Annotated in this window: 19 protein-coding genes and 1 pseudogene; 11 read left to right on the top strand and 9 right to left on the bottom strand. The window is 69.9% G+C overall.

All coding sequences use genetic code 11. From position 1 onward, the window contains the following. The first annotated feature begins 74 nt into the window (after nt 1–74). On the top strand, nt 75–1,484 hold the full coding sequence (locus AYL44_RS09705; protein ID WP_064003248.1) for an HNH endonuclease signature motif containing protein: 1,410 nt from the start codon (nt 75–77) through the stop codon (nt 1,482–1,484). 77 nt (nt 1,485–1,561) lie between these two features. Here the strand turns inward: AYL44_RS09705 and AYL44_RS09700 are convergent. Together AYL44_RS09700 and AYL44_RS09695 are read right to left on the bottom strand one after the other, a co-directional pair. Further along, a pseudogene (locus AYL44_RS09700) lies at nt 1,562–2,809 on the bottom strand (RNA polymerase sigma factor). Nucleotides 2,810–2,816: 7 nt separating this feature from the next. Beyond that, nucleotides 2,817–3,245: a YciI family protein gene (locus AYL44_RS09695; RefSeq protein WP_064003087.1), complete on the bottom strand. Its 429-nt coding sequence runs from the start codon at nt 3,243–3,245 to the stop codon at nt 2,817–2,819. A gap of 117 nt (nt 3,246–3,362) precedes the next feature. Here AYL44_RS09695 and AYL44_RS09690 point away from each other — a divergent pair, with 117 nt between their 5' ends. Continuing rightward, nucleotides 3,363–3,761, top strand: a complete 399-nt coding sequence (locus AYL44_RS09690; protein WP_064003086.1) for a hypothetical protein — start codon at nt 3,363–3,365, stop codon at nt 3,759–3,761. A 4-nt stretch (nt 3,762–3,765) separates the two neighbouring features. On the opposite strand, the gene AYL44_RS09685 is transcribed toward AYL44_RS09690, so the two are convergent. After that, a complete protein-coding gene (locus tag AYL44_RS09685; RefSeq protein ID WP_064003085.1) occupies nt 3,766–4,404 on the bottom strand; it encodes a TetR/AcrR family transcriptional regulator in 639 nt (212 codons plus the stop codon). Between the two features lie 181 nt (nt 4,405–4,585). Between AYL44_RS09685 and AYL44_RS09680 the strand changes: the two genes are divergently transcribed. The 6 genes from AYL44_RS09680 to AYL44_RS09655 all read left to right on the top strand — a co-directional run bounded on the left by AYL44_RS09680 (nt 4,586) and on the right by AYL44_RS09655 (nt 12,302). Continuing rightward, on the top strand, nt 4,586–6,250 hold the full coding sequence (locus tag AYL44_RS09680; RefSeq protein ID WP_064003084.1) for an ABC transporter substrate-binding protein: 1,665 nt from the start codon (nt 4,586–4,588) through the stop codon (nt 6,248–6,250). A gap of 86 nt (nt 6,251–6,336) precedes the next feature. Continuing rightward, a complete protein-coding gene (locus AYL44_RS09675) occupies nt 6,337–7,161 on the top strand; it encodes an ABC transporter ATP-binding protein (RefSeq protein WP_064003083.1) in 825 nt (274 codons plus the stop codon). Further along, a complete protein-coding gene (locus tag AYL44_RS09670; RefSeq protein WP_064003082.1) occupies nt 7,158–7,967 on the top strand; it encodes an ABC transporter ATP-binding protein in 810 nt (269 codons plus the stop codon). The genes AYL44_RS09675 and AYL44_RS09670 overlap by 4 nt, the downstream gene beginning before the upstream one ends. Further along, on the top strand, nt 7,964–9,043 hold the full coding sequence (locus tag AYL44_RS09665) for an ABC transporter permease (protein ID WP_064003081.1): 1,080 nt from the start codon (nt 7,964–7,966) through the stop codon (nt 9,041–9,043). Before AYL44_RS09670 ends, AYL44_RS09665 begins: the two co-directional genes overlap by 4 nt. A 2-nt stretch (nt 9,044–9,045) precedes the next feature. After that, entirely contained in the window at nt 9,046–10,065 is a 1,020-nt protein-coding gene (locus tag AYL44_RS09660) for an ABC transporter permease (RefSeq protein ID WP_064003080.1), read from the top strand. Beyond that, a complete protein-coding gene (locus tag AYL44_RS09655; RefSeq protein WP_064003079.1) occupies nt 10,062–12,302 on the top strand; it encodes a glycoside hydrolase family 3 N-terminal domain-containing protein in 2,241 nt (746 codons plus the stop codon). The genes AYL44_RS09660 and AYL44_RS09655 overlap by 4 nt, the downstream gene beginning before the upstream one ends. 177 nt (nt 12,303–12,479) lie before the next feature. Here the strand turns inward: AYL44_RS09655 and AYL44_RS14560 are convergent, their stop codons facing one another. The 4 genes from AYL44_RS14560 to AYL44_RS09640 form a co-directional block, all read right to left on the bottom strand. Next, nucleotides 12,480–12,668 carry a hypothetical protein gene (locus tag AYL44_RS14560; RefSeq protein WP_157532620.1) on the bottom strand — a complete coding sequence of 63 codons (189 nt, stop codon included), beginning with the start codon at nt 12,666–12,668 and terminating at the stop codon, nt 12,480–12,482. Between the two features lie 76 nt (nt 12,669–12,744). Beyond that, nucleotides 12,745–13,638, bottom strand: a complete 894-nt coding sequence (locus tag AYL44_RS09650) for a carbohydrate ABC transporter permease (RefSeq protein WP_064003078.1) — start codon at nt 13,636–13,638, stop codon at nt 12,745–12,747. 1 nt (nt 13,639) lies between these two features. After that, nucleotides 13,640–14,566: a carbohydrate ABC transporter permease gene (locus AYL44_RS09645; RefSeq protein ID WP_157532618.1), complete on the bottom strand. Its 927-nt coding sequence runs from the start codon at nt 14,564–14,566 to the stop codon at nt 13,640–13,642. A 5-nt stretch (nt 14,567–14,571) separates the two neighbouring features. Beyond that, a complete protein-coding gene (locus AYL44_RS09640; RefSeq protein ID WP_064003246.1) occupies nt 14,572–15,855 on the bottom strand; it encodes an extracellular solute-binding protein in 1,284 nt (427 codons plus the stop codon). 125 nt (nt 15,856–15,980) lie between these two features. Between AYL44_RS09640 and AYL44_RS09635 the strand changes: the two genes are divergently transcribed. The 3 genes from AYL44_RS09635 to AYL44_RS09625 are packed head-to-tail and all read left to right on the top strand — an operon-like array spanning nt 15,981 to nt 17,806. Further along, complete coding sequence (locus tag AYL44_RS09635) at nt 15,981–16,643, top strand: TetR/AcrR family transcriptional regulator (RefSeq protein ID WP_064003077.1); 663 nt, start codon at nt 15,981–15,983, stop codon at nt 16,641–16,643. Nucleotides 16,644–16,682: 39 nt separating this feature from the next. After that, on the top strand, nt 16,683–17,219 hold the full coding sequence (locus AYL44_RS09630) for an RNA polymerase sigma factor (RefSeq protein WP_197471635.1): 537 nt from the start codon (nt 16,683–16,685) through the stop codon (nt 17,217–17,219). Further along, the gene (locus AYL44_RS09625) at nt 17,216–17,806 is read left to right on the top strand and encodes a hypothetical protein (RefSeq protein WP_064003075.1); all 591 of its coding nucleotides are present in this window, start codon (nt 17,216–17,218) and stop codon (nt 17,804–17,806) included. The genes AYL44_RS09630 and AYL44_RS09625 overlap by 4 nt, the downstream gene beginning before the upstream one ends. 25 nt (nt 17,807–17,831) lie before the next feature. Here AYL44_RS09625 and AYL44_RS09620 read toward each other — a convergent pair whose 3' ends face one another. Both AYL44_RS09620 and AYL44_RS09615 read right to left on the bottom strand, forming a co-directional pair. Then, a complete protein-coding gene (locus tag AYL44_RS09620; RefSeq protein ID WP_064003074.1) occupies nt 17,832–18,545 on the bottom strand; it encodes a response regulator in 714 nt (237 codons plus the stop codon). Next, nucleotides 18,542–19,807: a sensor histidine kinase gene (locus AYL44_RS09615; RefSeq protein ID WP_231872769.1), complete on the bottom strand. Its 1,266-nt coding sequence runs from the start codon at nt 19,805–19,807 to the stop codon at nt 18,542–18,544. The genes AYL44_RS09620 and AYL44_RS09615 overlap by 4 nt, the downstream gene beginning before the upstream one ends. Nucleotides 19,808–19,884 lie beyond the last annotated feature (77 nt).

Below are 19,884 nucleotides of genomic sequence, written 5' to 3'. Positions count from 1 at the left end.
CGGGATGTCCACATCATGTGATCTGGGCCGGTTTTGCCGGGGTGGATGTCGGTGGCCAGTGGCAGAGTGCAGATATGACGGATGCGGCGAAAACCCCCGGTGGCGAGGACTATCTCACCACCCTGGCGGGAATCGTCGCGGACGCGAGTGATGTCGCCGTCGAGCTTGCGCGGGCGCAGGTCCGGGAGCTGCGGATGCTGGCCGCCGCCGGCCGTCTGGCCGAGGCGCAGACCGCGCAGCGCAATGCGCGGGTGCAGGTTCACGACATGGCGTTGCGATCGATCGCGGCCGAGGTCGGCGGTGTGATGCGCGTGACCGACCGGACCGTTCAACGGCGGATCGGTGAAGCACGAACCCTGGTCGAAGGGTTTCCCGCGACGGTTGAGGCGTGGGAACGGGGGCGGATCGTGCGTGGTCACGCGATCGCGATCCTCGAGACCGGGACGAGCCTCCCGCCGGAGATGTGGGCCGAGTTCGAGCAGGTCGCGATCGGCCGGTGCGAACGCGATACCCCGAACCGGGTGCGAGGCGAGTTGGAGATCCTCGCCCACCGGATGCACCCGCGCTCGTTCGCGGAACGGCACGAGGAAGCCGCGGCGACGCGATGCGTGCGGATCGTGCCGGGACGAGACGGGATGTCCGACGTGGTCGCAACCGTCCCGACGGTGATCGCCGAAGGGATCCACGACCGGCTCACGCAGCAGGCGCGGGCGATTATCGACACCCGCGACGAACGCGTCGCTGCGCGCGGAGGTATCGGTGTCGCGTTCGGGGCCGCAGTCACGCACAGCGACAGCGACAGCGACAGCGACAGCGAGGACGCTGCCGTGATCGTCGCCACTGACAACCGGTCCGCCGATCAGGTCCGGGCCGACGTGTTCGCCGACCTCTTGCTCGCGGGAATACCCGCCCTCGACGACACCCGAGACACCACCGCCGGTCCGTTGGGCGCGATCCGCGCCCGCGTGCAGGTCCTCGTCCCCGCCGCCACCCTCACGGGCGAGGACGATGGGCCGTGCGACCTGACCGGCCGCTCCCCCATTGACCCCGCGACCGCCCGCACCCTCGCCGGCGGCATCCACGTCTGGGAGCGCTTGTTCCACGACCCGACCGCCGGGGTCACGGTCTCGACAGATTCGTACCGAGTCCCGTCCGGGATGCGCCGGTTTCTGCAAGCTCGGGACCAGCACTGCCGGTTCCCGGGTTGCCGCGTCGCGGCGATCCGCTGCGAAGTGGATCACACCCACGATCACGCCCTCGGCGGACGAACCGAACTGTCGAACCTCGCCCACCTGTGCCAACGGCATCACTCCATGAAGCAATTCACCGCCTGGAGGGTCCGACAACTCAAGGGTGGAGTCCTCGAATGGACCTCACCCCTCGGCAGGATCTATCGCGAAGACGCCCCCACCCCGGCCGTCGCCTTCACCCCTGCCGCACCACCACCCCCACCACCCGCACCAACGGAACCCGCACCCTTCTGACGCGACCATCGGGCGCGCCCAGACGCCGCGCGCGTGCGTGCGCCAGTCGAGCCCCACGCCCCCGACCCACCACCGACCTACTCCGCGCCGAGCCCCGCCGCCTTCTCCCGCAGCACCGCCTGCTGCACCGTGTTCGCGGTCAGCTCCGCTGCTGCCAGCAACTCGGTCCGCGCCTCCGACGCCCGCCCCAACCGCGCCAGCAACTCCCCCCGCACGCTCGGAACCACATGCGACCCGCGCAGCGCCCCGGCGCGCTCCACCTCGTCGACGATCGCCAGCGCCTCCGCCGGACCCACCGCCATCGACACCGCCGCGGCCCGGTTCAGCTCCACCATCGGGCTCGGCGCGACCCGACCGAGGATCTCGTACAGCAGCACGATCCGACCCCAATCGGTCTCCGCCACACTCGGCGCCACCGCATGGCACTGCGCGATCTCCGCCTGCAGCGCGTACGGACCCCGCCCGAGCCCGCGCGCCGCAGCCACGGCATCCGCCCGTCGCAACTCGTCCGCCGCCCGAGCGATCTGACCGCGATCTCACCGCGACCGGTCCTGGTCGGCGAGCAGCACCGCACCCCCCGACGCGGTCTCGCGCGCCGCGAACCGCGACCGCTGGAACTCCATCAGCGCCAACAGCGCGAGCGCCTCGGGTTCACGCGGCAGCAGCCCCGACACCACGCGTCCCAGCCGGATCGCCTCGTCCGCCAGATCCGGACGCACCCACCGGTCACCGGCCGTCGCCGCGTAGCCCTCCGTGAAGACGAGGTAGATCACCCCGAGCACGGCACCGAGCCGCGCCGTCCACTCCGACGGATCCGGCGTCTCGAACGGCACCCCCGCCGCCGTCAACGTCTTCTTCGCCCGCGTGATCCGCGCCTGCACCGTCGGCACCGACGTGAGCAGCATCCGCGCGATCTCCTCCGTCGTCAGCCCCGCCACCACCCGCAGCGTCAACGCGACCTGCGACTCGCGCGACAGCGCGGGGTGGCACGCCGTGAACACGAGCCGCAGCATGTCGTCGTCGATCGGCTCCCACTCGGCATCCACCGCCTCGTCCCACTCGCGCGCGATCCCCGCGTACCGCTCATCGAGCGCCGACCGGCGCCGCCACGCATCCACGCCCCGGCGCTTCGCCACCGCCGTCAGCCACGCGCCCGGGTTGGCCGGCGCGCCCTCGTTCGGCCAGGAACGCAACGCCTCGACGAGAGCCTCCTGCGCAACGTCCTCGGCGAGGCCGAGGTCGCCCGTCATCTTGGCGACGGATGCCACGATCCGCGCGCCCTCGATGCGCCAAACGGCCTCGACCTGACGCCGAGCATCACCCACGATCGGCTCAGTCGCCCGCGTTCTCGGCCTGCTCCGCGCGCCAGCCCTTTTCCTTCTGGATGTACTCGTTGTCCGAGTAGTCCGCGAAGTCCGACTCGTCCGTCACGCGACGCACCTCGAGCTTGTTGCCCGGCGTCAGCGGCGCCCGCTTCGCCCACTCGATCGCCTCTTCGACCGTCGCGGTCTGCAGGATCCAGAACCCGTTGAACAGCTCGTGGATCTCGCCGTAGGGGCCATCGCTGACGACCGGCGTCTCGCCCGAGAAGTCCACGACGTACCCCGCCTCGGGCGCGAGCCCCTCGCCGGCGACCAGCACGCCGGCCTTCATCATCGCTTCGTTGTACGCGCCCATCGCATTGATGACCGCCTCGAAGTCCATGTTCTCGTAGTTCTCCACGGCAGCCTGGGTGGCCCGCATGATCAGCATGTGCTTCATGGTTGTCTCCTGAGTGTTCGGGGGGACGCGATCTCGTCCCTCTCACTATCGCGTCGAACGAGCGCATGCGGAATCGACATCGCGTCGAGAAATTCTTCCGCGCTCTAACGTGAAGGTGTGCGTGCCACCGCGAGTCCCCGACGAACCGTCGTCCTGATCGTCGCGCTCAGCCTCATCGCGGCGGCGATCCTCGCCTACGGTCTCCGCGTCGCCTGGCTCATGGTCCTCGCCGACGAAGGCGACGTGCCCCCGGCATCCGCCCTCACCCTCCCGGCCGACGTCACCGTGTCATCGGACACGATCGGATGCGGCAGCGGCGGCTGCTCTCGCACGCTCACCCTCACCCCCGCCGACGGAACAACCCCCGAGGCACTCGCCGACGAGCTCGGGACCACTCCGCAGCAGCTCATCCCTGGGACCTTCGTCGACCCGCGCACCGTCTCGGCGTTCGGGACGGTCGGCGACGGCGAGCTCGTCGTCGTCCTCGACTACTCGTCGACGCCGTACGTGCCCTGACGGGTCACCCGTCCGCAAGCACCGGCCTGCGCGGCTCGACCACGGCCGCCACGATCGCCTCGATCGCGAACTCCGACGCGCGGCCGAGGTCCACCGCCGTCGGGTCGAGTAGCCACTGGATCTGCAGCCCGTCCATCACCGCGAGGATCGCGGCCGAGCCGTGCGCGATCGACCCCGGCTCGGTGATGCCGCGTTCCTGGCAGATGCGCTCGAACGCCTCGCGCAGATCCTTGCGCAGCACCGTGTACCGGTGCTCGAAGTACGACCGCCCGGGGTGGTCGTCGGTGACCGACTCCGCCGACAGCACCGCGTAGGCCTGCACGATCCCCGCCCGGCGCATGTTCATCATCGCCGTGTGCACGAGGTGGCGGAACAGCTCCATCCCGCCCGGGATCCGCCCGCCGTCCAGGTCGACGACATCCGTCTGATCACGGTGCTCGAGCACTTCGAGGAGCAGCTGATCCTTCGACCCGAAGTGATGCAGTATGCCGGCGTGCGTCATGCCGACCTGTTCGGCGATGTCCTGCAGGGTGCCGTTCGCGAAGCCCTTGGACCCGAAGATCTCCTGGGCCGCGTCGAGGATCTCCCGACGACGGACGAGCGTCGCCGGGCGCGACTTCGTCTGGTGCCGACTTTCGGCCATGATCCGCCTTCTTCTCCCCGCTGCGGATCAGATCTTACGCAGATCCCGGCGCCCGCATCATCCGAGGTTGTGAACTTACTTACTTGATTGTAAGTTTTCCCATGCAATCACACTCAGCGCCGAGTGGCACTCCTTCGGAGGTCTGTATGCGGCGCCGGGACCCACAGATGAAGGAGAAGCAATGAGGCTGAAGACCTCCCTCGCCGCCGCCGGTCTCACCGCGGCACTCATCCTCACCGGCTGCGCCGCCGGTGGCGGAGACACCAACGGCAACTCGGGCAACGGCACCGGAGCCGCGCTGACGATCGCGAAGCCCGACGGCGCGATCACCACCGAATCCCACAACCCCTACCTCGGCGACTCGGCGGGCTCGCGCTACGGCTACGCGAAGGTCATCTTCGAGCCCCTCGCCCTCGTCAACCCGACCGGCGACCTCGGCACCACGCCGTGGCTCGCGGAGACGGTCGAGTGGAACGACGACTACACCCAGCTCACCGTCACGCCCCGCAGCGGTGTGAAGTGGAGCGACGGTGAGGACTTCACCGCCGACGACATCGTCTTCACGTTCAACCAGTACCTCAGCGGCAAGCTCACCGACACCGGCGCCCTGGGCGTCACCGACGTGAAGGCCGACGGCGACACCGTCGTACTCACCTTCGGCAGCTCGAAGTTCACGTCGCAGGGCCGTGTGCTCCACACCCCGATCGTTCCGGAGCACATCTGGAAGGACATCGAGGACCCCAACACCGACCCCCTCACCGATGAGGGCAAGCTCGTCGGCACCGGGCCGTACGTCATGTCGAACTGGTCGACGGAGTCCGTCTCGCTGAAGGCCAACCCGGACTACTGGGGCGGCGACCTGGCCGTGCCGCAGCTGAACTACGTCTCGTACGGCGACAACGCCGCCCTCACGACGGCCCTCGCGACCGGCGACGCCGACTGGGCGCAGGCCTTCATCCCGCAGGTCCAGGAGAGCTACCTCGACGCCGACCCCGACAACGTGTTCCTCGTCTCGCCCACCCCGGGCGCGGGCACCCTGTTCATGAACCTCCAGAAGAAGCCCTTCAACGACCCCGCCCTGCGCGAGGCGCTGGCGTGGACGATCGACCGGCAGGCCTACGTCGATATCGCCCGCGAGGGTGCGAGCGAGGCGATCTGGAACAAGACCGGCCTGAGCTCGGTGCTCGAGAGCGAGATCATCGACGAGTACAAGGACGACAACTACTCGGTCGACGTCGACAAGGCCAAGGAGGTCCTCGAGGACGCCGGCTACACCTGGAACAGCGGTGCGCTGACCGACCCCGACGGTGAGCCCGTCGAGTTCTCGATCTCCGTCCCCGCCGGCTGGAGCGACTGGAACACCGAGCAGCAGCTCATCTCCGAGGAGCTCGACAAGGCGCTCGGCATCAAGGTGAACGTCGATCAGCCCGACTTCGGCGGCTGGGACGCCGGCAAGCAGGAGGGTGACTTCGACGCGATCATCCACTGGCTCGAGGACACCGGCAACGCGTACGGCCTGTACACGTCGACGATGGACCCGAAGTGGATCGTCGACGGCAAGGCGGCCTTCAACTTCGGTCGCTTCGACGACCCGAAGGTCACCGAGGCGCTGAACACCTACGCCAACGCCGCCTCCGACGAGGAGCGCGCCGAGGCCGGTGCCGTGCTGCAGAAGGCGTTCGTGGAGAACGTCCCCGCCATCCCGCTGGGCGCGCACCCGCTCCTCGGCGAGTTCAACACGCGCAACTACGTCGGCTGGCCGTCGGAGGACGACCAGTACGCCGCGGGTGACCCGACGCAGGCCGGTGTCGTTCAGATCCTGACGAAGCTGAAGCCCAAAGAGTAATCCGACCGAGTGACGGGGTGGATGCCGCTGGCCCGGCGGCATCCACCCCACCACCCCTGCCACCCCACGAAAGCGAGCACGCACCGATGCGCGATTCGTTACTGTCCGTCGACGACTTCTCCGTCGTCTACGACGTCGACCCCCCGGTCCAAGCCGTCAAGAACGTCAGCCTCGACCTGCGCCGCGGCGAGATCCTCGGCCTCGCGGGCGAGAGCGGATGCGGCAAGACGACCCTCGCCTACGGTGTGCAGCGCTTGCTCAAGGCGCCCGCCGTCATCTCGAGCGGATCCGTCACCTTCCGCGACGTCTCCGGCGAGGACATCGACGTCAACTCGCTCGACGCCGAGCAGATGCGCCGCTTCCGCTGGGACAAGATCTCGATGGTCTTCCAGGGCGCGATGAACGCCCTCAACCCCGTCGCGACGATCGGCTCCCAGCTCGCCGACGTCTTCGAGGTCCACCGCCCCGACATGAACCGCGCCGCGCGGCGCGAGGCCGTGGACGAGCTCCTCGAGATCGTCAAGGTCGGCGCCGCCCGCCGCCGCTCCTTCCCCCACGAACTCTCCGGCGGCATGCGCCAGCGCGTCATGATCGCGATGGCGCTCGCGCTGCGGCCGCAGCTGATGGTCATGGACGAGCCGACGACCGCGCTCGACGTCCTCGTCCAGCGCGAGATCCTCAAGCAGATCTCGCAGCTGCGCCACGAGTTCGGCTTCTCCGTCATCTTCATCACGCACGACCTGCCGCTGCTCCTGGAGATCAGCGACCGCATCGCCATCATGCGCGAGGGCGAGATCGTCGAGATCGACACCGCCGAGCGCATCTGGCGCAACCCGCAGCACGAGTACACGCGCACCCTGCTGTCCTCGTTCCCGCGCCTCACCGGTGAAAGGGGGGTCGTCGTCCGATGACCACACTCGAATTCGACGGCGTCACGAAGGTGTACCAGGTCCGTGGAGCCGGCCAGATGAAGGCCCTCGACGACGTGTCGTTCACCCTGACGTCCGGTCAGACGATCGGCCTCGTCGGCCAGTCCGGCAGCGGTAAGTCGACGATCGCCAAGATCCTCACGCAGCTCGAGACGCCCACGAGCGGCGAGGTCCGCCTCGACGGCGCCCCCATCCCCCGCCGGGGCAAGGGGCTGCGGGCGTACCGGCAGCAGCTGCGCATGGTGTTCCAGGACCCGTTCGCCTCGCTGAACCCGTACCACTCCATCCGTCACCACGTCGAGCGCCCGCTGCGCCTGGACGACGTGGTCCCGAAGCGCGAGGTCGAGGACGAGGTGCGCCGCCTGCTCGAGCGCGTACGACTCGACCCCGACTCGGTCATCGACCGCCGCCCGCACGAGCTCTCGGGCGGGCAGCGGCAACGCGTCGCGATCGCCCGGGCCCTGGCATCCCGCCCCCGCCTGCTCGTCGCCGACGAGCCCGTCTCGATGCTCGACGTCTCGATCCGCATGGGCGTGCTGAACCTCCTCGCCGACCTGCAGCGCGAAGAGGGCCTCGGGGTGCTCTACATCACGCACGACCTCGCGACCGCGCGGCACTTCAGCGACGAGATCCTCGTCCTCAACCAGGGCCGCGTCGTCGAGAGCGGCACCGCGGACGACGTCATCCTGCGCCCGCAGAACCCCTACACGCAGGAGCTCCGCGCTGCCTCGCCCGACCCCGAGAGCCACTTCGCGTCGGCTCCCGGCTTCTCCGGAGGTGCCCGATGACCGCCGTCGAACCCCAGCTGCCCGTCGAGACGTCCGACGCGCTCGAGGTCGGCACGACCGCCACGACCGCCGTCAAGGGACGCTCCCGCATCCCGTGGCGCTTCCTCGGCAGCCGCGCGCTGTTCTACCTGTTCACGCTGTGGGCCGCGATCACGATCAACTTCTTCCTGCCCCGGTTCATGAAGGGCGACGCGGTCGACCAGTACCTCGCCCGCAACCGCAACGTCACCCCCGAGGCGGCCGACGCCCTGCGAGCCCTGCTCGGCATCGACACCGACAAGTCCCTGTGGCAGCAGTACCTCGACTACTGGGGCCTCATGCTGCGCGGCGACCTCGGCGTCTCGCTGCTGCACGGCCTGCGCCCCGTCAGCGAGGTCATCGGCCAGTCCCTGCCGTGGACCGTCGGTCTCGTCGGCTTCGCCACGATCGTCTCGTTCCTCATCGGGACGATCGGCGGCGCCATCATCGGCTGGCGTCGCGGCAGCCGCGCCGAGGTGATGATCCCGATCACGACATTCCTCAGCACCATCCCGTACTTCTGGCTGGGTCTGCTCGCCATCGCGCTCTTCTCGGTCAACCTCAAGTGGTTCCCGATCGGCAAGGCCTACGGCGTCGGCTACTCGCCCGAGTTCACCCCCGAGTTCATCGGACAGGTGATCCATCACGGCACCCTGCCCGCCGTGACGATCATCATCGCCTCGCTCGGCGGCTGGATGCTCGGCATGCGCAACATGATGCTCACGGTCCTCGACGAGGACTACATCACGGTCGCGCAGGCCAAGGGGATGCCGAACTCGCGCGTCCTCTGGCGCTACGCCGCGCGCAACGCGGTGCTCCCCCAGATCCAGAGCTTCGCGCTGTCGATCGGCTTCATCGTCGGCGGCACGATCGTCATGGAGATGGTCTTCAGCTACCCCGGCGTCGGAAAACTTCTGCTGGATGCCACGAACGGCAAGGACTACGCGCTGATGCAGGGCGTCTTCCTGGTCATCACGCTGTCGGTGCTGGTGGCGAACATCCTCGCCGACATCGCCTACGCGTTCCTCGACCCGCGCACCCGCCAGACGGAGGCCTGACCATGACCACCACCGCCACCATCCGCATGGCCCGCACCGAGGACCCGACGCCCAACACGTTCTGGGCCCGCCTGGGGTCGGCGTTCGCGATGTTCCGCAACGCCAAGTCGATCACGGGGCTCGCCATCCTGGGCTTCTTCGTCCTCATCGCGATCTTCGCCGACGTCCTCGCTCCGTTCTCGCCCACCCAGGTCGACAACACGGCGCGGTTCCAGCCGCCGTCCGCCGAGCACTGGCTGGGCACCACCCACATCGGCGAGGACGTGCTCAGTCAGGTCATCCACGGCACGCGCGGCGTCATCGTCGTCGGCTTCCTCGCTGCGATCCTGGCCACCGTCATCGCCATCGTCGTGGGTGTCGTCTCGGGCTACGTCCGCGGGTGGAAGAGCGAGGGCCTCTCGGCGCTGACGAACGTGTTCCTCGTCATCCCGGGGCTCCCGCTCATCATCATCGTCGCCTCGATGTTCGAGGAGCCGCCGCTCGTCCTCATCGCCGCGGTCCTCGGGATCACCGGCTGGGCGTGGGGCGCCCGCGTCCTGCGCGCGCAGACGATGTCGCTCCGCAACCGCGACTTCATCCAGGCCGCCCGAGCGAACGGCGAGCCGCTGCGCCGCATCATCACCGTCGAGATGCTGCCGAACCTCATGGCCCTCATCGCCGCGAGCTTCGTCGGCACCGTGACCGCCGCGATCCTCGGCCTCACGACGCTCTCGTACATCGGCGTCATCCCGGTCAACACCTACAACTGGGGCACGATCCTCAACTGGGCCAGCGCGCAAGGCGCGTTCCGGCAGAACCAGTGGTGGTGGTACCTGCCTCCGGGCCTGTGCATCGCCGCGATCGGCGTCGCGCTCTCGCTCATCAACTTCGGCATCGACGAGTACGTGAACCCGCGTCTGCGCTCGGCCGGCGAGCGCGCCCGCGCCATGAGGAAGAAGGGGCTCGACGTCAACGACGCCGTCACGGTCGTCCGCGCACCCGCCTCGACGCACCGCACCACCTCGAAGGACAGCACCGCATGACAGTCGTCGACCTGCCCACCGCCCCCTACCTCGACCCCGCACGGACCGTCGAGGAGCGGGTCGCCGACCTGCTCGGGCGCATGACGCTGCCCGAGAAAGTCGGGCAGATGATGCAGTTCGACGCCCGCGAGGACCTCGAGCACATCGTGCACGAACGCCACGCCGGCTCGATCCTGCACACGTCGCCCGAGAAGGTGCTCCGCGCCGCCGAGCTCACCGCGCAGACGCGCCTGCGCATCCCGCTGCTGGTGGCCGAGGACTGCATCCACGGACACTCCTTCTGGGAGGGCGCGACCATCTTCCCGACGCAGCTCGGGATGGCCTCGACGTGGGACCCCGAGCTCGTCGAGCAGGTCGCGAAAGCGACCGCGGCAGAGGTGGCGTCCACCGGCATCCACTGGACCTTCTCCCCCGTGCTCTGCATCGCGCGCGACCTGCGCTGGGGCCGCGTGAACGAGACGTTCGGCGAGGATCCGTTCCTCATCGGCGAGCTCGCCTCGGCGATGGTGCGCGGCTACCAGGGCGACGGCCTCGACGATCCCGACGCGATCCTCGCGACCGCGAAGCACTTCGCCGGGTACTCCGAGACCCAGGGCGGGCGCGACGCGAGCGAGGCCGACATCTCGCGACGCAAGCTGCGCTCGTGGTTCTTGCCGCCGTTCGAACGCGTCGCGAAGGAGGGATGCCGCACCTTCATGCTCGGCTACCAGACCACCGACGGCGTGCCGATCACCGTCAACGACTGGCTGCTGAGCGACGTCCTCCGCGGCGAGTGGGGCTACACCGGCACCCTCATCACCGACTGGGACAACGTCGGTCGCATGGTGTGGGAGCAGAAGGTGCAGCCCGACTTTGTGCACGCCGCGGCCGCCGCCGTGAAGGCCGGCAACGACATGGTCATGACCACGCCCGGGTTCTTCTCCGGCGCGCTCGAGGCCGTCGAACGCGGGATGTTGACCGAAGCCGACATCGATCAGGCCGTCGCGCGCATCCTGTCGCTCAAGTTCCGTTTCGGTCTGTTCGAGAACCCCCGCCTGCCGGACCGCGAGCGCATCGCCGCGATCGTCGCCCGCAGCGCCCACACCGACCTCAACCTCGAGGTGACCCGCCGCTCGCTCGTGCTGCTGCGCAACGACGGCACCCTGCCACTGGCCGCCGGCACCCGCCGGATCGCCGTCGTCGGCCCCCTCGCCGATGACGCGCAGACTCAGCTCGGGGACTGGGCAGGCTCGTCCGGACAGGTCGATTGGATGCCGGACGGCCACCCGCGTGCGCAGATCGCGACGGTCCTCGACGGGCTGCGCGAGCGCTCGGGCGGGGCGGTCGAGTACGCGCGGGGCGCCGACATCCTGCGCCTCAGCGACGACCCCGCCGGCACGTTCCCCGACGGGCAGCCGCGCCCGCCCATCGTTGTCCCGAGCGACCCGGACGAGGAGCGGATCGCCGAGGCGGTCGCCCTCGCCGAGCGCTCCGACGTCGTCGTCGCCGTCGTCGGCGACCGGATCGAGCTCGTCGGCGAGGGCCGGTCGACCGCGACCCTCGAGCTCATCGGCGGGCAACGCGCACTCCTCGACGCCCTCGCGGCGACGGGCACGCCGCTCGTCGTCGTGCTCATGGCGTCGAAGCCGCTCATCCTGCCGGAGTCGGTGCGCGAGGCATCCGTCGTCTGGGTCGCGAACCCCGGCATGCAGGGCGGTCGCGCGATCGCCGAGTTGCTGCTCGGCGAGATCGAACCCGCCGGACGCCTGCCGATCTCCTTCGCCCGTCACGCCGGCCAGCAGCCGACGTACTACAACCAGATCCGCGGCCAGCACGGCGACCGCTACGCCGACCTCACCCAGGAACCGGCGTTCGCGTTCGGCGACGGCCTCTCGTACACGACCGTCGAGTACCACGAGCCCGAGATCCTGACGCCCGTGGTCTCCGCCGGGGACACCGTCCGCGCCCGCGTGACCGTCCGCAACACGGGCACGCGCCCCGCGCACGAGGTCGTCCAGGTCTACGTGCGCGACATCGTGACCTCGGTCAGCTGGGCCGACAAGGAGCTGAAGACGTACCGACACGTCGACCTCGCCCCGGGATCGCAGACGACGGTCGAGATCGAGCTGCCGGCGTCCGACTGCACGATCGTGGATGCGGCCGGCCGCCGCATCGTGGAACCCGGGGAGTTCGAACTCCTCATCGGGCCGTCGTCCCGCGACGAGGTGCTGCGGGCGGTCTCGTTCGAGATCCGCTGACACGACGGAACAGCGAGGGGCGGGTGCGTGGTGTCACCCGCCCCTCGCTCGCGTCCCGTGCCCCGCGCTCCAGCGGGAATCTGCGCTCCAGCGGACATTCGGCGTCGGTTCAACCGCTGGAACGCGGATCGCCGCCGTTATGACGAGCCGATCGCACCCCGTGTGGTGAGGCGGAGGTCACACTGCGCCGCCACCGCCGATGCGGGTCCACGCCGTGCTGCCCTCGGCGCGACGCGAAGCCTGCCTCGGATCGGTTGATATGGGGCCGCCGGCGCGCTTCGTTTCGTCGCGGCGCGTCGACGACGCCGGTCCGAGCAGACGGTCGAACACCCTGGCGATGCTGCGGACGATCCGAGACCTGGTCATGCCCGCAGGCTAGCCCCAGATCGGGACCCCGTCCGGTGAACGATCGGTGAACCACGACGCCGAGCCGCCGGGCGACCTACTTCAGCCCGGTCATCGCGATGCCCTGCACGAAGTAGCGCTGCAGGAACAGGAACAGCAGCAGGATCGGCGTCACGACGAGGACCGACCCCGCCATCAGCAGCCCGTAGTACGTGCCGTTCGACCCGACCGAGTAGAGCGACAGCGCCACCGGCAGGGTGTACATCTGCTCGGTCTGGGCCACCACGAGCGGCCAGAGGAAGTTGTTCCACGAGCCGAGGAAGGTGAGGATCGCGAGCGTGGCGATCGGCGGGCCGCACTGCGGCAGCACGACGCGCAGGAAGATGCGCCACTCCCCCGCCCCGTCGATGCGTGCCGCCTCGATCAGCGCGTCCGGCACACCCATGATGAACTGCCGCATGAGGAACACGCCGAGCGGTCCCGCCAGGAACGGCAGGATGAGCGCCGGATACGTGTTGACGAGGCCCATGTTCGCGACAAGGACGAACATCGGCACGAGCGTCACGACACCCGGGACCATCAAGGTCAGCAGCACGAGGCCGAACAGCACCTTCTTGCCGGGGAACTCCAGCTTCGCGAGCGCATAGGCGACCATCGAGCAGAACACGATGTTGCCGACCACGACGACGAGCGCCACGACCACCGAGTTCAGGAAGAACTGCCCGTAGTCCAGCTGCGTCAGCCACTGCGAGTAGTTGTCGAGCGTCGCCTGCTCGGGCCACCACGTGATGGGCCGCTGCAGCAACTCGCCCTGCGTCTTGAAGCTGCCGAGCAGCATCCACATGAACGGCGCGAGGGTCAGGATCAGCCCGATCGTGAGCGCGAGGTAGGTGACGCCGCGCGACCAGCCGATCGGCCGTCGACGCCGGCGGGGCGCGGCATCCGTCGTCACCGCGGCTTTCTCGGGCTCGGTCACCGTCGTGATCGCCATGTCAGTTGTCCTTCGATCGCAGCAGTCGGAACTGCACAGCCGACAGCGCTGCGATGAACGCGAACAGCACGTAGGCCGCCGCGGACGCGAGCGAGTAGTCGCCGTATCCGAACTGGTTGTAGACGTAGTAGCTGATGGTGAGGGTCGAGTTCAGCGGACCGCCCTGGGTCATCACGAAGGGCTCCTCGAAGACCTGCAGGAAGCCCACCGACAGGAGGACCGCGCCGAGCAGCAGCGTCGGCCGCATAAGCGGCAGCGTCATGCTCGTGAAACGACGCCAGGCGCTCGCGCCGTCGACCTCGGCGGCCTCGTAGACGTCCCGCGGGATCGCCTGCAGACCCGCCAGGAAGATGATCATGAGCGTGCCCATGTTGCGCCAGGCGCCCATCACGATGATCGACGGCATCGCCCAGACCGGGTCGTTCAGCCAATCCGGGCCGTTGATCCCGACCCAGGACAGCACCGTGTTGAGCAGCCCTGAGTCCTGCAGGATGAACTTCCACACGACGGCGACCGCGACGATCGATGTCACGACCGGCGTGTAGAAGCCCACCCGGAAGACGCTGCGGAACTTCTCGATGCCCGAGTTCAGCGCGACCGCCAGCAGCAGTCCGAGCGCCATCGTGAGAGGGATGCCGACACCGACGAAATAGAAGGTGTTGACGATCGACTTCACGAACAGTTCGTCCTGGAACAGCGCGACGAAGTTGTCGAACCCGATCACGTTGACCGAGAACGGCGAGCGCAGGTCCCGCACGCCGAGATCGGTGAACGACATCGCGAACGAGCCCAGCAGCGGGCCGAGCATGAAGACAGCGAAGATGACGAGGAACGGCAGGGCGAACAGCCACGCCACCACAGCGGTGCGGCGCCGCTGGGCGGCGAAGCCTCCTCGCCGCCCAGCCGCGCTCGTCGAGACGAGCGCCACGATGGTTACCAGCCCGTGCCGAGCGACTCGGCCTTGGCGATGATGGCGGATGCCGCATCCGCCGCGCTGCTGCCGTTGGCGACCTTCTCGGCCTCGGTCTCGATGAACGCCGACATCTCGTTCCAGCTCGGCACCGACGGCGGAGCCACGGTGTCCTCGAGCTGCTCGTTCAGGACCGACAGGCGCGGGTCGGAGGTGAACGGCTCGGCGTCGAGCGCTGAGGTCACCGCCGGGAGGGCGTTGACCGTCTCGAACCACTGCTGCTGCGTCTCGGGCTCGGAGAGCCACTGGATGAGCTTCCACGCACCGTCGGCGTTCTCCGCGTCCTCGAACACACCGAGGTGCCCGCCGCCGAGGTACGAGTCGTTGTTGTCGGCGCCGGCCGGCACCGGCGCGGTGCCGACGTTCTCGTCGACCCACTCCGGCGACTCCTGGTCGCCCAGTACGCCGACCATCCACGGGCCGGAGATGAACGCAGGGTTCGAGCCGCTCGCGAACGCGGCCGTCTGCTCGTCGCCATAACCGGACATGGGCGCGAGACCTTCGGTGAAGAACGAGGCGTAGTACTCGAGCGCGTCGGTGAGGGCAGCCTCGTCCCACGCATAGGCGGTGCCGTCGTCGTTCAGCACCTCGCCGCCGGCCTGCGCGTAGAACGGCAGGATGACCTGCGTCGAGTCCTCGGCGTCGCCCATCGGCAACTGGATGCCGTAGTCCGACCCGTTCTCCTTCATCGCCGTCGCGAAGGCGGTCAGGTCGTCCCATGTCTTCGGCGCCTCGACGCCCGCCTTCTCGGCGAGGTCGGTGCGGTAGTACATGACGCGGGTCTCGACGTACCACGGCACGGCGTAGGAGGTGCCCTCCACCTCGGTCGACTCGAGCGCCGTCTCGTTGAACGAGTCCTCGTCGACGAGGTCGTCGGGGACCTTCGCCAGGCCGCCGGCGGCGACCATGGAGGGCAGCAGCGACGAGCCGATCATGATCGCGTCGGGGACGGTGCCCGCGGCGACCGCGGTCTGGTACTTGGTCATGACGTCGGCCCACGGGATCGAGGTGACCGTCACGCTCGCGTCGGGATTCTCCTCGACGAAGGCGTCCGCGAAGTCGCCGAGGTTCTCCCCCTCCTCGCCCATCGCCCAGATCTCGATCTCGCCCTTCGCGGGCGCGTCGTCGACCGTCGCCGCCTCGCCACCTCCGCCGTTCTGTCCGGCGTCGTCCGCCCGGCCGCAGCCGGCCAGGGCAAGCATGCCCACCACGCCGATCGCTCCGAACGCGAGTGCCTTGTTGCGCATCTTCACGGGATCCTCCTCATCGAGTCTGGACGCAGCGGCAGCTGGTCGGAAAACTAACTTAGCAACTGCTCGCTTAGTTTGTTGAGTATAGACTGGCGGCAACCGACCTCGCAAGAGAGCAGGCCATGAGCAACGCAGCCGAAGAGACCCCCACCGACCAGCCCGAACGACCCGACCTGCGCCGGGTACGCGGGGACAAGCGACGATCGACGATCCTCGAGACCGCTGTCGAGGTGTTCGGCGAGCAGGGGTACCGCGGGACGTCGCTGCGCGAGATCGCCCGCCGCGTGGGGATCTCGGATGCCGGGCTCCTCCACCACTTCGGGTCGAAGGTGGGCCTTCTCGCCGCCACGATCGCCGAGCGCGACGAGATCGACCGCCAGCGCCGCGAGGAGTCCGAGGCGGCGGGCGTCAGCTTCGTCGACACGATGCGCGAGCAGGTCGCCCGCAACACTCGCTCCCCCGGGCTCGTCGCGCTCCACGTCGTGCTCTCGGCCGAGGCGACCGACCCGCAGCATCCCGCCCACGAGTCGTTCCGCGAGCGGTACCGCGCGATCCGTCACCAGGACGACGAGTCGTTCTCCCGGCTGCAGGACCAGGGCGAGCTGCGCACCGACCTCGACCCGAAGCGAGTCGGCCAGCTCGTCACCGCCATGATGGACGGCCTGCAGCTGCAGTGGCTGCTCGACCCGGACGCCGTCGACATGGAGGGGCTGTTCGAGGACTTCCTGCATCTGCTCGAGATCCCTGCGCGGCACGACACCGGAGCCGACGACACGACTGCGTAAGAACGGCCGCCCTGCCGGACATGCAGGAGCATGGGGGCCATGTCGCACGCAGACCGTCGCCGGCGCTTCGAGGAGATCGCCCGCGACGTCATCGAGCCCGTGCGGCGCTACCTCGCCCGGCGCGCGCACGCCGCCGACGTCGACGACGTCGTCTCCGAGACGCTGCTCGCCCTGTGGCGGCGCCTCGACGACATCCCCGCCGAGCACATCGCGTGGGCCATCGGGGTCGCGCGACTGCAGCTCGCCAACACCGAGCGGGCGGCGCGGCGGCGCGAACGCTTGGCCGGCCGCATCCGCACCCTCGACCCTCCCCCCGAGACGACCGCCAACAGCGACGACGGCACCGACGACGCGGTGCGGCGCGTGCTGGCGTCGCTGCGACCGGCGGATGCCGAGGTGCTCCGCCTCTGGTCGTGGGAGCAGCTCGAGCCGCGCGAGATCGCGGTCGTCCTCGGCCTCACCGCCAACGCCGCCACCGTCCGGCTGCACCGGGCCCGGAAGAGGTTCGCCGATGCGTGGCGTAAGGAAACGGCATCTCCCGGACATGTCGAAGTGAAGGAGAGGAGCGGACGATGACGGACCACGAGCAGGACGACCTGCGGCGACTCATCCGCCGCGCCGACCCCTCCGCGTCGCTCGCGCCCCTGCGCGGCGACGAACTCACCCGACTGACGGAGGACAGCATGACCCGCACCGACCCCGCGCCCGTCGGCGCCCGCGCTCCCCGCCGCGGCTGGCTGCTCGCCGGCGGCGGCATCGTCGTCGCGGCCGCCGCCGCTGCGTTCCTGCTGCCGATGGCGCTGGCACCCGCGGCGCCGCCGACCCGCCTCGAACTCGCCCCCGACGGCGGCCTTAACGCCTCGTGCGCGCAGATCACGCCCGACATCATCGGGCAGGCCGAGGACGCGTTCCGCGCGACCGTCACCTCGATCGCGGACGGCGTCGTGACGCTCTCGGTCGACAAGCGCTTCACCGGCGACGTCGGCGACACGGTCGAGGTCGCGCAGGGCGAGGACACGGTGGTCGACGGCGCCCCGATCGTCTTCGAGGACGGCACCGCCTACCTCATCGCCGCCACCGACGGCGTCATCGCGACGTGCGGCTTCAGCAACGTCGACTCGCCCGAGCTCGAGGCGATCTACGAGGCGGCGTTCCCCGGCTGAGCGTGCGTCACCGGCTGAGCCCGCGTCAGACCGGCGCGATCCGGTAGAGCACCTCGGGGCGGCCGCGCCGGCCGTAGCGGTGCGACACCGCGATCGCGCCGGAGTCGGCGAGGTGGGTCAGGTACCGGTGCGCCGTCGCGCGCGACAGATCGCACGCGCTCGCGACCTCGAGGACCGAGCGGCCCGCGACGGGGTCCAGCGCCTCGAGCACCCGTGCCAGCGTGGGGGCGGCGAGGCCCTTCGGCAGCGGGCGCGACCCGCTGGAGGGGGCGGTGATGGTCCGGATGCCGCCGGTCGCCAGCAGCCGGTCGATCTCGCCCTGGGCGAGCGGGCGGTCACGCCCGGCATCCGACCGGGCCTGTCGCTCCTCGCGGTACCGCTCCAGCCGCTCGCGGAGGGCGGCCTCGGTGAACGGCTTCACGAGGTAGCCGACCACGCGCGCGGCGAGCGCCTGCCGCACCGTCGTCTGGTCGTGCGACGAGCTGATCACGAGGACGTCCGGCTCGACCTCGCCGACGGTCCGCAGCCGGTGCAGCACCTCGACGCCGCTGATGTCGGGGAGCCGCATGTCGAGCAGCACGAGGTCGACGCCCGCCGCGCTCTGCGCGAGGGCGTCGCGTCCCGTGCCCGCGGCGCCGGCGACCGTGAACCCGGGCACGGCGTCGACGAACCGGCAGTGCAGCGCACGCGCACCCTGGTCGTCGTCGACGACCAGCACCCGGATCGCCGGCGCGGTCACACCCGCTCCATCTCGAACGCGAACCGCGCGCCACCGAGCGCCGACGGGCCGACCTCGATCGTGCCGCCGCGCGAGGTCACCGTGCGCCGGACGAGGTCGAGCCCGTACCCGCGGCCGAAGCCGGTGGTGTCGAGCTTCGTCGAGAAGCCCTGCCCGAAGATCCGGCCCGCGACGCGCGGATCGACCCCGGGACCGTCGTCCTCGACGGCGCCCCGCAGGCGCCCGCCGTCGTCGCGCAGCACGCACCGCACCCGGGTGGCACCGGCTTCGCCCGCGTTGCGGCAGAGGTTCGCCACGACCGAGACGGCACCCTCGTCGAGGTCCTCCGCCAGCGTTAGGTCGAACTCGGCCTGGGCGCCGAGGTCGAGCAGTTCGGCGCGCACGGCGTGCATCGTCGCCTCGGCGATCGGCTCCGCGTCGGTCGCGCCGTCCTCGTGCGCGCGCATCGGGACGACGTCCTCGATGTAGCCGAGCGCCGCCGCCTCGTCACCGCGCGACACCAGCCCGTGGATGACGTGCAGCCGCGTGCGGAACTCGTGCGACTGCTCGCGGAGGGCGGCTGTCGTGCGTGTCATCTGCGCGTTCTCGGCGGCGACGGCATCCGCTCGTCGGAACCGGCGCTCGACCGCCGCCGTCAGCGCCGAACCCGCGAGCGTCGCGACGATGAGCGCCCCGATCCCCCACGGCAGGAGGCCGGCGAGCGCGTGGTCGCGGTCGTCCGCGATGCTCGACTCGAGCACGCCCACCGCGACCATCCCGACGATCCCGCCGTCGTCGGCGCGCACCGGCACCTTCGCCCGCAGCGACGGGCCCGAGGCGCCGCGCTCGGTGCCGAGGAACGTCTCGCCCGCCAGCACGGCGGCGTTCGTCGTCTCGACCTGCACGCCGCGCTCCGACGCGGACGGGTGCGTGATGCGGACGCCCTCGTCGTCGGTGATGACGACGTAGTACACCCCCGCGGTTGCCGCGACGAGCTCGGCGAGCGGCTGCAGCGCCGCCGTCGCCGAGGCGAGGTCGGTGGCGTCGGCGAGGTCGGCCGGCGTCCCGGCATCCGTCACGGCCGACAGCGTCGCCCGGACCTCCCCGAGGTCGGCGATGCTCTCCGCGACCCCCATGACGCGCTCGGCCGTCGCCTCTCGGATCGTCCGCTCCTGCACGTCCATCGCGACCGCGACGGTCGCCGACAGCGCCGCGAGGGTCACGACCGAGGGCAGCACGAGCAGCAGCAACCGCACCGCGCGGGGCCGCAGCGGAGACGCCATCGTGCACCACTCCTCGTCCGTCGCGCGACGCGTGAGCGTTTAAGAGAACAACCGACGGCGGATGCCGGCCCGTCGCC

This window comes from Microbacterium oleivorans, from assembly GCF_001644225.1.
GTDB lineage: Bacteria > Actinomycetota > Actinomycetes > Actinomycetales > Microbacteriaceae > Microbacterium > Microbacterium gawkjiense.
The sequence above is the reverse complement of the archived record's forward strand: the minus strand, read 5'-3'. Positions and strand labels throughout refer to the sequence as shown.